Annotated in this window: 8 protein-coding genes and 2 rRNA genes; 5 read left to right on the top strand and 5 right to left on the bottom strand. The window is 71.1% G+C overall.

The genetic code is table 11. The annotated features are described in order from the left end of the window. Window positions 1-73: ribosomal RNA gene (locus ACZ5VC_RS06265) — 23S ribosomal RNA — on the top strand; the annotation flags it as partial. 78 nt (window positions 74-151) lie between these two features. Further along, window positions 152-268: ribosomal RNA gene (rrf, locus tag ACZ5VC_RS06260) — 5S ribosomal RNA — on the top strand. A gap of 112 nt (window positions 269-380) precedes the next feature. Here the strand turns inward: rrf and ACZ5VC_RS06255 are convergent. The 5 genes from ACZ5VC_RS06255 to ACZ5VC_RS06235 are packed head-to-tail and all read right to left on the bottom strand — an operon-like array spanning window position 381 to window position 5810. Then, window positions 381-1691, bottom strand: a complete 1311-nt coding sequence (locus ACZ5VC_RS06255; RefSeq protein ID WP_469118880.1) for a DUF58 domain-containing protein — start codon at window positions 1689-1691, stop codon at window positions 381-383. Window positions 1692-1701: 10 nt separating this feature from the next. After that, window positions 1702-2685 (bottom strand): AAA family ATPase, encoded by a 984-nt coding sequence (locus ACZ5VC_RS06250; protein WP_469118879.1) that lies wholly within the window; start codon window positions 2683-2685, stop codon window positions 1702-1704. Next, window positions 2682-3887, bottom strand: coding sequence for a DUF4350 domain-containing protein (locus ACZ5VC_RS06245; protein ID WP_469118878.1), 1206 nt, complete (start codon window positions 3885-3887; stop codon window positions 2682-2684). The genes ACZ5VC_RS06250 and ACZ5VC_RS06245 overlap by 4 nt, the downstream gene beginning before the upstream one ends. Next, window positions 3884-4573, bottom strand: coding sequence for a DUF4129 domain-containing protein (locus ACZ5VC_RS06240; RefSeq protein WP_469118877.1), 690 nt, complete (start codon window positions 4571-4573; stop codon window positions 3884-3886). Before ACZ5VC_RS06240 ends, ACZ5VC_RS06245 begins: the two co-directional genes overlap by 4 nt. Before the next feature lie 4 nt (window positions 4574-4577). Then, complete coding sequence (locus ACZ5VC_RS06235; protein WP_469118876.1) at window positions 4578-5810, bottom strand: DUF7847 domain-containing protein; 1233 nt, start codon at window positions 5808-5810, stop codon at window positions 4578-4580. Window positions 5811-5992: 182 nt separating this feature from the next. On the opposite strand from ACZ5VC_RS06235, the gene mtnA reads away from it, so the two are divergent. From mtnA to mtrB, 3 genes are read left to right on the top strand one after another with little or no spacing between them, the layout of a single operon-like run. Beyond that, complete coding sequence (mtnA, locus tag ACZ5VC_RS06230; RefSeq protein ID WP_469118875.1) at window positions 5993-7141, top strand: S-methyl-5-thioribose-1-phosphate isomerase; 1149 nt, start codon at window positions 5993-5995, stop codon at window positions 7139-7141. A 15-nt stretch (window positions 7142-7156) separates the two neighbouring features. Next, complete coding sequence (mtrA, locus tag ACZ5VC_RS06225; protein WP_468710939.1) at window positions 7157-7834, top strand: two-component system response regulator MtrA; 678 nt, start codon at window positions 7157-7159, stop codon at window positions 7832-7834. A 1-nt stretch (window position 7835) separates the two neighbouring features. Then, window positions 7836-9842 carry an MtrAB system histidine kinase MtrB gene (gene mtrB / locus ACZ5VC_RS06220; protein WP_469118874.1) on the top strand — a complete coding sequence of 669 codons (2007 nt, stop codon included), beginning with the start codon at window positions 7836-7838 and terminating at the stop codon, window positions 9840-9842. The last annotated feature ends 31 nt before the right edge of the window (window positions 9843-9873 follow it).

Raw genomic sequence — 9873 nt, 5'->3', positions numbered from 1 at the left:
GTTGATAGGCCAGATGTGGAAGCCCGGTAACGGGTGAAGCTGACTGGTACTAATAGGCCGAGGGCTTGTCCTCAGTTGCTCGCGTCCACTGTGTTAGTTCTGAAGTAACGAACTCCCGTTTGCCGGTTGTAGTTCGACATCTTCATAGTGTTTCGGTGGTCATAGCGTTAGGGAAACGCCCGGTTACATTCCGAACCCGGAAGCTAAGCCTTTCAGCGCCGATGGTACTGCAGGGGGGACCCTGTGGGAGAGTAGGACGCCGCCGAACAATCATTGTGGGAAAGCCCCGCACCTTATGGTGCGGGGCTTTTCTGCGTTCACGACCCGTGTGGGAAAGCTCCCTTCCCTGGCCCGAGGTGTGGCCGGGGAAGGGGACAGCTCTAAAGCCGACCGGCTGCCTTCAAGGCCAGATAGGCATCGGCCAGCGCTGGCGCGAGGTCGTCGGGGGTGGCATCGACGACCGTGACCCCGTGGGCTTTGAGTTGTTCGGCGGTGCGTCGGCGTTGTGTCTGGGTCTGGGTGCCGGCGGCGGCTTCGTAGACTGCCTCGACCGTGCCGCGTGCCCGGGCCATCGCCACCGCGTGCGGGTCGGCGACTGAGGCCAGGAGGACCGTATGGCGTTGGGTGAGCTGGGGGAGGATCGGGAGGAGGCCCTCCTCGACCGGAGCCGTGTCCAGGCTGGTGAGCAGGACGAGGAGAGAGCGGCGAGGGGCGTGGGCCAGTGCAGTCGCGGCCAGGCCGCGGGCGTCGGTTTCCACGAGTTCGGGTTCGAGCGAGGCCATCGCGTTGACGAACGCGGGTAGGACATCGCCTGCTGAGCGGCCCTGTACTTGGGCACGGAGGCGCCGGTCGTAGGCGACGAAATCAACTCTGTCACCGGCCCGGGAGGCCAGGGCGGTGAGGAGCAGTGCCGCGTCCATGGCCGCGTTGAGGCGGGGGACGTCGCCGACGCGGCCGGCGGAGGTGCGGCCCGTATCAAGGACGACGAGGATGTGCCGGTCCCGCTCGGGACGCCATGTGCGTACCGCCACCGTGGAATGGCGGGCTGTGGCGCGCCAGTCGATGGATCGGGTGTCGTCGCCGGGTACGTACTCGCGGAGGCTGTCGAATTCGGTGCCCTCGCCGCGCGTCAGCACGCTGGTGCGGCCGTCGAGTTCCCGTAGGCGCGCCAGGCGAGAGGGTAGGTGCTTGCGGCTGGTGAAGGGCGGTAGGACGCGCACGGTCCATGGGACTTTGTGGTGGCCCTGGCGGGCGGCGAGGCCGAGCGGGCCGTACGAGCGGATGGTGACGCGCTCTGCCTGACGGTCGCCGCGGCGCGTCGGCCGGAGTGTCGTAGTGAGGCGGCGGCGTTCGCCCGACGGGATCGTCAGCTTGTGCCGGGACGCGGACTGCTCGGTGCCGGGCAGCCAGCTGCTGGGGGGCCATGCGTCGCGGAGCTGGGCTCGAAGGCGGCGCTTGGAAGGGTTCGTGACCAGGAGGTCGACATCGGCAGCGTCACCCAGTCGAACGGTTGTATCACCGCTTCGGGTGAATTGGAGCGTTCGCACTGGTGCGGCCATGGCGTAGTCGCACAGAATTGCTAGTGACAGGGGAGCGTTCACCGCGAGCATCCCCGTCCAGCTGGGGGCAAGGATGCCCACGGGGAGGGACCCCAGGGCGGCAATGAGCGCGGTGCGTCCGGTGAGGGCCACGGTCTCAGCCTCAGCGGGGGACGGGGACGTGGGCGAGGATCGATGTGATGACGGAGTCGGCGGTGACGCCTTCCATCTCCGCTTCCGGCCGGAGCTGGATGCGGTGCCGCAGGGTGGGAAGCGCCAGGGCCTTCACGTCGTCAGGGATGACATAGTCCCGGCCGGTGAGCCAGGCCCAGGCGCGAGCGGTCGACAGGAGCGCGGTGGCTCCTCGGGGGGACACACCGAGGGTGAGCGAGGGGGATTCACGAGTGGCACGGCAGATATCGACGACGTAGCCGGCGATCTCCGCGGAGACCGACGTCTTGGCGACGGCCGCGCGCGCGGCCTCGAGGTCGGCCGGGCCGGCGACCGGGCGTACTCCGGCGGCCTGGAGGTCGCGGGGGTTGAAGCCGTCGGCGTGGCGGGTCAGGACGCTGATCTCGTCTTCGCGTGAGGGCAGAGGGACCGTCAGTTTGAGGAGGAAGCGGTCCAACTGGGCTTCCGGAAGCGGGTAGGTGCCCTCGTACTCGACCGGGTTCTGTGTCGCGGCGACGAGGAAGGGGTCCGGCAGGAGCCGGGGTGTGCCGTCGACGGTGACCTGCCGTTCCTCCATTGCCTCGAGAAGCGAGGACTGGGTCTTGGGAGGAGTCCGGTTGATCTCGTCGGCCAGCAGGAGGTTGGTGAAGACCGGTCCCTGTTGGAAGGAGAACTCCGCAGTGCGGGTGTCGTAGACGAGGGAGCCGGTGACATCGCTCGGCATCAGGTCGGGGGTGAACTGGACACGCTTGGTGTCCAGTTCGAGGGAGGCGGCGAGCGCCCGCACCAGGAGGGTCTTGGCGACTCCGGGGACGCCTTCCAAGAGGACGTGGCCTCGGCAGAGCAGGGCGACGACGAGACCGGTGACGGCGGGGTCCTGGCCGACCACGGCCTTCGCGATCTCGGTGCGCAGGGCCTCCAGGGAGGCTCGTGCGCTGTCCGAGTTCTCTACGGTCTCGGGGGTCGGGGCGCTCATGAGGTGCGTACCTCTCTTTCGAGGGCGTCGAGTTGGTCAGCCAGGCGGGTGAGGGAGGCGTCGTCGGCGGGTGTCGCGCCGAAGAGGAGGTCGGTGGGGTCCGGGGCTCCGTCGGGGAGACGGGTGGACAGCGCCGGGATCAGGGAGTCGGGGGAGTGGGCGTCGCGTGGGGGGACGCCGAGGAGGGGGGCCAGGCGGCTTCGCGTCGCCGAGCGCAGGACGGCGGCGGCGCGGTCGCGGGCGCCGGCCTTGCGGTAGAGGCGGGCGCGTCCCTCGGTGGCCTCGGAGGCGCGGATGGCCACGGGAAGCCGCTCGGTGACGAGGGGGCCGAGCCTGCGGGCTCGCCAGATCGCGGCGAGTACGGCGGCGACGGTGAGTTGGAGCGTGCCCCAGAGCCAGCCGGAGGGGATCAGGTCGAGGAATCCGCTCTCGGCGCCGGCGTCGCTGTCAGTGCCGTCGCCTTCGGCGGCGGAGGGATCGGAGAGGGAGGGGAGGTACCAGACCAGATGGGGTCGGGAGCCGAGGAGTTGGAGGGCGAGCGAGGCGTTGCCCTGCTTGTCGAGACGGTCGTTGTAGAGGAGGTCTGGGGAGCCGACGAGGACGGTGTCGCCTTCGGATTCCGTGATCCGCAGGAGGGTCGGCAGGCCGTCGGTGAGGTAGCAGGCCTCCGTGCGGGGGAGGTCCGTCACGTAGCGCTCGCCGCCGATGTCGACGCTGCCGGCGCGGACTGCGGCGGGCAGGGTGCACTGCGGGTCGCGGGCCTCGACCGGAGTGCTGCTGCGGGTGGTGACGCCGGGGGCCAGGGTCGCGGTCGAAGGCGGCCCGGGGGCGAGCAGGACGGTGCGGCCGCCGGAGCCGTCGAAGGCCGACCGCAGCGTGTGCTGCTGCTGCGGGGTGAGCAGGTCCGGGGTGGTGACCAGGAGGGTGGTGTCCGGGCCAGTGGCGGCGGTGGCGTCGTCGAGCGTGGTGACCACGCGAAGGTCGACGCCCTGGCGCTTGAGGAGTTCAGCGACGGCGCGGCTGCCGTACTGGTCGGCGGAGCGCGGGTCGAGACGGCCGTGGTGGTCGCCGGAGCGGACGGCGGCCATGACGATGGCGGCCACGACGAGGATCACCAAGGCCAGGAGCAGGCCTCGGGTCCGGGTCCAGATCTGGCGGGTGGTGAGGGAGGCGGAGGTGGAGCTGGTGGGCTGCCCGCTCATTCGGCGGCTCCCGGAGCGGCGGTGGCGAGTTCGGGCTTGGTCCGCTCCAGGGACACGTCCAGCTCTTCTATGCGCCGGTACGCGTTCTGGTCGGCGGTGCGGCCGCCGTATGTGACGTCGTCGAATTCCCTGGCGGCGGCGCGCAGTTCGTCGGCGTGGCCGGGCAGGGAGCGGCCGGCGTCGGCAGCTGCCTCGTCGGCGGTGCGGCCGGGGCGGGGGTCGAGCAGGGTGCGCTCTTCGAGTGAGCGGACGATGGCGCGCATCCGTTCCTGGACGGCCTGGTTCCAGCGGCCGGCGGCGGCGTGCCGTTCGGCGGCCGTGCGGTGCTCGGCGGCGCTGCGGGGACCGTCGTCGAAGAGGGAGTCCGAGGTGCTCGCCGTGCGGTGCGGGGTCCCCAGTCGCCACCAGAGGGCGCCGATGACGGCCAGAACGACCAGGGCGATGGCCAGGAGGCCGAGCGGGCCTCCGGGGGTGGCGCCGGAGGCCGCGTCGAAGAGCGTGCCGACCCACTCCCAGAAGCGGTCGAGGGCGCGCTGGAGGAGGTTCGGGTCGTTCTCGTGGTACATCGGCTTGGACAGTTCCCGCTCCGCCGCCTCCCGTGCGGGGCCGCGGGGCGTGTCCACCGGTACGTCCCTGCTCGCGCGGATCAGCGCCCGCGCCGTTGTCGTTCCCCCCGTGGTCGACACCGCATCAGCTCCTGGAGGTGTCGTCGACCGGGGAGGCGGGTCCGTATCCGGGGAGCCCGGCGGCGCGCCCGAGTTCGAGGTCGAGGGCTTCTCGGCGGATGCGCTGGTCCACGTAGAGCAGGACGGAGACTCCGGAGGAGATCGGGTAGGTGATCGAGGAGGCGATCACCGCGCCGATCCCGGTGATGATCAGGAACGACCAGCCGAAGTCCGGGGTGGTGCCCGACATCAGGTCGCCGAAGCTGTCGCCCTCCACGGCGAACGCGGCGACGGTGAACGGGATGCCGATGATCATCGAGACCAGCATGGTCAGGAGCAGGGTGAGGGCCATGACGCCGAAGACCCGCCACCAGGCTCCCTGGACGAGCTTGGCCGAGCGGCGCATCGAGGCGATCACGCCTTGGCGTTCCAGCATCAGGGCCGGGGAGGCGAGGCTGAAGCGGATCATCAGCCAGAGGATGACGACGGTGGCGGCCATGCTGCCCACCGCGATCAGTACGCCGCCGGCGATGGAGCCGATCAGCATTCCGGGGACGATGCCGAGGGCCAGGATTCCGATGCTGATCAGAGGCAGGAACAGGGTGAGGCCCAGGAGCTGGGGGAGCCTGGGGCGGGCTTCGTGCCAGGCGTCACCGAGGTTCACCGGGCGGCCCAGCACCGAGCGGCTGACGACGACAGTGAGCAGCGCCGTGGTGGCGAGGGTGCCGATGAGGGTGATGATCAGCGTCGGGCCCAGACCGACGAGGGAGGCCTGCAGGCTGTCGACGCTCGCGCGCAGCGCCTCCTCCGGGCTCGCGTCCGGGCTGACCTCGGGGGGCGTCGGCACGAGGTAGCGCTGCACGAGGATCTCGCAGATCTGCGTGATCACGGAGACGGTGATGGTGATGCCGAGCACGGTGCGCCAGTGGGCTCGCAGGGTGGAGACCGCGCCGTCGAGGATCTCGCCGACGCCGAGCGGGCGCAGCGGGATGACGCCGGGCTTGGCCGCCGGAGGCTGTCCCCAGGCGCCCTGGTGGCCGGGGCCGCCGCTCCAGCCGGGCGTGGACGCCGGCGGGGGGACCCGGCCGGGGCCGGGTGCGGTCGGCGGCGACCACTGGCCGGCGGGCGGCTGGTCCTTCGACCACTTCGATGCGGCACCGTCCGTGTCGGCGGGCTCCGCGGGCCGGGGGACCGCGGCGTCGTCCTGGCCGTCGGAGGGAGCAGATCCGGGCGAAGCCCAGCCCGGAGTGTCGTTCACGGTCGTCCACCTCGAGGATTTGTCGCAGGGCAGGCTCGTCGAGCCGGCTCGGTCACAATGCCCGGTCGCCTGTCGGGGCGGTCGGCTGGCAGCCATCGTGCCACGCGGTGCCTCGTAGTGGGCCTGGGCCCGTATCTCCATGGCACCTTCATTGTGGGCGGCTCACCGGGCAGACTGGGCGGATGGCTGATCAGTACGTACAAACCCCGGTCGGAACTGAGCCGCCCACGCTGCCCGCCCTGCGCTGGGAGGAGCCGCCGGAGGGACCGGTGCTGGTGCTTCTCGACCAGACGCGGCTGCCCGCCGAGGAGACCGAGGTGGTGTGTACGGATGTGCCCGCCCTGGTCCGGGCGATCCAGACACTCGCCGTGCGGGGCGCGCCGCTGCTGGGGATCGCGGGTGCCTACGGCGTCGCGCTCGCCGCCGTACGCGGCTTCGACGTGGAGGAGGCGGCGGAGCGGCTGGCGGAGGCGCGCCCCACCGCGGTGAACCTCGGGTACGGGGTGCGGCGGGCCGTGGAGGCCCACCGGGCCGCGGTGAAGGGCGGAGCGGACTCCGAGCAGGCGGCTTCCGCGGCTTTGGCGCAGGCCCGTGAGCTGCACCGGGAGGACGCCGAGGGCAGCGCGCGGATGGCGGCCCACGGGCTGGCACTCCTGGACGAGCTGCTGCCGGGCGGCACCCACCGGATCCTCACGCACTGCAACACAGGGGCGCTGATCTCGGGAGGCGAGGGCACCGCGTTCGCCGTGGCGCTGAGGGCGCACCGGGCGGGCAAGCTGCGCAGACTGTGGGTGGACGAGACCCGGCCGCTGTTCCAGGGGGCCCGGCTCACCGCGTACGAGGCGGCCCGCAACGGGATGGCGTACACCTTGCTGACGGACAATGCGGCGGGTTCCCTCTTCGCCGCGGGCGAGGTGGATGCCGTACTGATCGGGGCGGACCGGATCGCGGCCGACGGCTCGGTGGCCAACAAGGTGGGAAGCTATCCGCTCGCAGTGTTGGCGAAGTACCACCATGTGCCGTTCATCGTGGTGGCGCCGCGCACGACGATCGATCTGGACACCCGGGACGGGGCGTCGATCGAGGTCGAGCAGCGCTCCGGCCAGGAAGTGACCGAGCTCACAATCCCGCATGTCGCGGGGGCGGGGGTCGACACAGGAGGGGGGCTGCCGGTGGCGCCGCTCGGAACGCAGGCGTACAACCCGGCTTTTGACATCACACCGCCGGAGTTGGTGACGGCGATCGTCACGGAAGTGGGAACAGTGTCCCCGGTCACCGGGGAGGGAGTGGCGGAGCTGTGTGCCAGGTCACGACAGGTAACGAATGGCTAATGGGATGATGTCGATATGAAGGGACGCGTCCTTGTCGTCGATGACGACACCGCACTGGCCGAGATGCTCGGGATTGTGCTGCGGGGTGAAGGTTTCGATCCGTCGTTCGTAGCGGACGGCGACAAGGCACTCGCCGCTTTCCGTGAGGCCAAGCCGGACCTGGTGCTGCTGGACCTCATGCTGCCCGGAAGGGACGGCATCGAGGTGTGCCGGCTCATCAGGGCCGAGTCCGGCGTGCCCATCGTCATGCTCACGGCCAAGAGCGACACCGTCGACGTCGTGGTGGGCCTGGAGTCCGGGGCCGACGACTACATCGTCAAGCCGTTCAAGCCCAAGGAGCTGGTCGCCCGGATCCGGGCGCGGCTGAGGAGGTCGGAGGAGCCGGCGCCGGAGCAGCTGGCGATAGGTGATCTGGTCATCGATGTGGCGGGTCACTCGGTCAAGCGGGACGGGCAGTCCATCGCCCTGACGCCGCTCGAGTTCGATCTGCTGGTCGCGCTGGCCCGTAAGCCGTGGCAGGTGTTCACCCGTGAGGTCCTGCTGGAGCAGGTCTGGGGCTACCGCCACGCGGCGGACACCCGGCTGGTCAATGTGCACGTGCAGCGGTTGCGCTCCAAGGTCGAGAAGGACCCGGAGCGCCCGGAGATCGTGGTGACCGTCCGCGGTGTCGGTTACAAGGCCGGGCCGAGCTGATATGACCGGTGGCAGCGCTGCTCCGAAGCCCGGGGAGCCGGGAGTCCGTACGGGGCGGGCTGCCGGGCCGAGGCGTGGGCATTTTTCGCGTCTCGGCCGGCTGCTCCAGGGCGGCCGGCTGCTTCAGGACGGGGCGCCGGGTGGTCCCGTGCTCCGGCTTTTCGTGCGCTGGGTGCGCCGTCCGCTGCTGTCCGCCGTGCGGCTGTGGCGTCGGAACATCCAGCTGCGGGTGGTCGCGGGCACGCTGCTGATGTCGCTCGGTGTGGTGCTGCTGCTCGGATTCGTCGTCATCGGGCAGGTGCGGAACGGCCTGCTGGACGCCAAACAGAAGGCGGCGCAGAGCCAGGCCGCCGGTGGGTTCTCGGCGGCCCAGGACAGGGCCGGCGCACCCGTCGGCCCCGCCGGGCCGGACGGGGCGGGCAAGTCCGGCAGTTCGGTGAACTGGCGGTCGGACCTGGTGGAGCAGCTCGCCAGTGGTGGGCAGAGCGCGTTCAACGTGGTGGCGCTGAGCCTGGAGTCCGAGGGCACGGCGAGCCGGGGCGCGCGCGCCTCCGGCGAGGTCGACCCGACCGCGAGCATCCCGAGCGGGCTGCGGTCGTCCGTCGCCCAGGGGACGGGCACCTATCAGACGTATACGCGGATCGAGTACACGAGCGGCAAGGCGTCGGAGCCGGGCCTGGTCCTCGGCAAGCGGCTGAACGACGCCGCGGGCACCCAGTACGAGCTGTACTACCTCTTCCCGCTGACCCAGGAGGAGGACTCGCTCGCCCTGGTCAAGGGGACGCTGGCGACGGCCGGGCTGTTCGTGGTGGTGCTGCTGGGCGCGATCGCCTGGCTCGTCGTACGGCAGATCGTCACGCCGGTACGGATGGCGGCGGGGATCGCCGAACGGCTCTCCGCGGGCCGTCTCCAGGAGCGGATGAAGGTGACCGGCGAGGACGACATCGCGCGCCTCGGTGAAGCCTTCAACAAGATGGCGCAGAACCTCCAGCTCAAGATCCAGCAGCTGGAGGAGCTGTCGCGGATGCAGCGGCGGTTCGTCTCGGACGTCTCGCACGAACTGCGTACGCCGCTGACGACGGTCCGGATGGCCGCCGATGTCATCTACGAGGCGCGGGGCGACTTCGACCCCGTGACGGCCCGCTCGGCGGAGCTGCTCGGGGACCAGCTGGACCGGTTCGAGTCGCTGCTCGCCGACCTGCTGGAGATCAGCCGCTTCGACGCGGGCGCTGCGGCCCTGGAGGCCGAGGCGATAGATCTGCGGGAGGTCGTCCGCCGGGTGATCGGCGGGGCCGAGCCGCTGGCCGAGCGCAAGGGAACCCGGATCCGGGTCGTCGGTGACGAGCAGCCCGTCGTCGCCGAGGCCGATGCGCGCAGGGTGGAGCGGGTCCTGCGCAATCTCGTGGTCAACGCCGTTGAGCACGGCGACGGCCGGGACGTGGTCGTACGGATGGCGTCGGCCGGCGGCGCGGTGGCGGTCGCTGTGAGGGACTACGGCGTGGGACTCAAGCCGGGCGAGGCGACCCGGGTGTTCAACCGGTTCTGGCGGGCCGATCCGGCACGCGCGCGTACCACCGGCGGTACCGGCCTCGGTCTGTCCATCGCGGTGGAGGACGCCCGGCTGCACGGCGGCTGGCTGCAGGCCTGGGGCGAGCCGGGCGGCGGTTCGCAGTTCCGGCTGACCCTGCCGCGTACGGCGGACGAGCCGCTGCGCGGTTCACCGATACCCCTGGAGCCCGAGGACTCGCGGCGCAACCGTGAGCGGGCCGCCGCGGAGGAGCAGGCGGACCAGCGGCTCGGGAGCGTGCCGGCACAGCCCGGTGGGGAGCGCCCGGCTCTGCCCGTGCCGCCTCGTGCGCCCCTGCGGGCGCGACCGGGTGAGGCGGGGGATCCGGCGGCGCTGCCGGGCAGTGGTTCCCGGGTGGTGGCCCGGCAGGCGGGGGAGCGATCGGGTGGCGATGCGACGGCACAGAGCACGGAGTGGGAGGACAGGACTCTTGGGCGCTGACCGTCGGACCCTTCCCCTGGGTCATCGGACT

It is taken from the genome of Streptomyces sp. NPDC033174 (assembly GCF_055577795.1).
Note: the sequence above shows the minus strand (reverse complement) of the source record. Positions and strands in the feature narration are given on the sequence as shown.

Excerpts from the sequence above, each read along its gene's own strand:
- ACZ5VC_RS06250 (WP_469118879.1), bottom strand. The coding sequence starts at position 2,685 with ATGAGCGCCCCGACCCCCGAGACCGTAGAGAACTCGGACAGCGCACGA.
- ACZ5VC_RS06245 (WP_469118878.1), bottom strand. The coding sequence starts at position 3,887 with ATGAGCGGGCAGCCCACCAGCTCCACCTCCGCCTCCCTCACCACCCGC.
- mtrA (WP_468710939.1), top strand. The coding sequence starts at position 7,157 with ATGAAGGGACGCGTCCTTGTCGTCGATGACGACACCGCACTGGCCGAG.
- mtnA (WP_469118875.1), top strand. The coding sequence starts at position 5,993 with ATGGCTGATCAGTACGTACAAACCCCGGTCGGAACTGAGCCGCCCACG.
- mtrB (WP_469118874.1), top strand. The coding sequence starts at position 7,836 with ATGACCGGTGGCAGCGCTGCTCCGAAGCCCGGGGAGCCGGGAGTCCGT.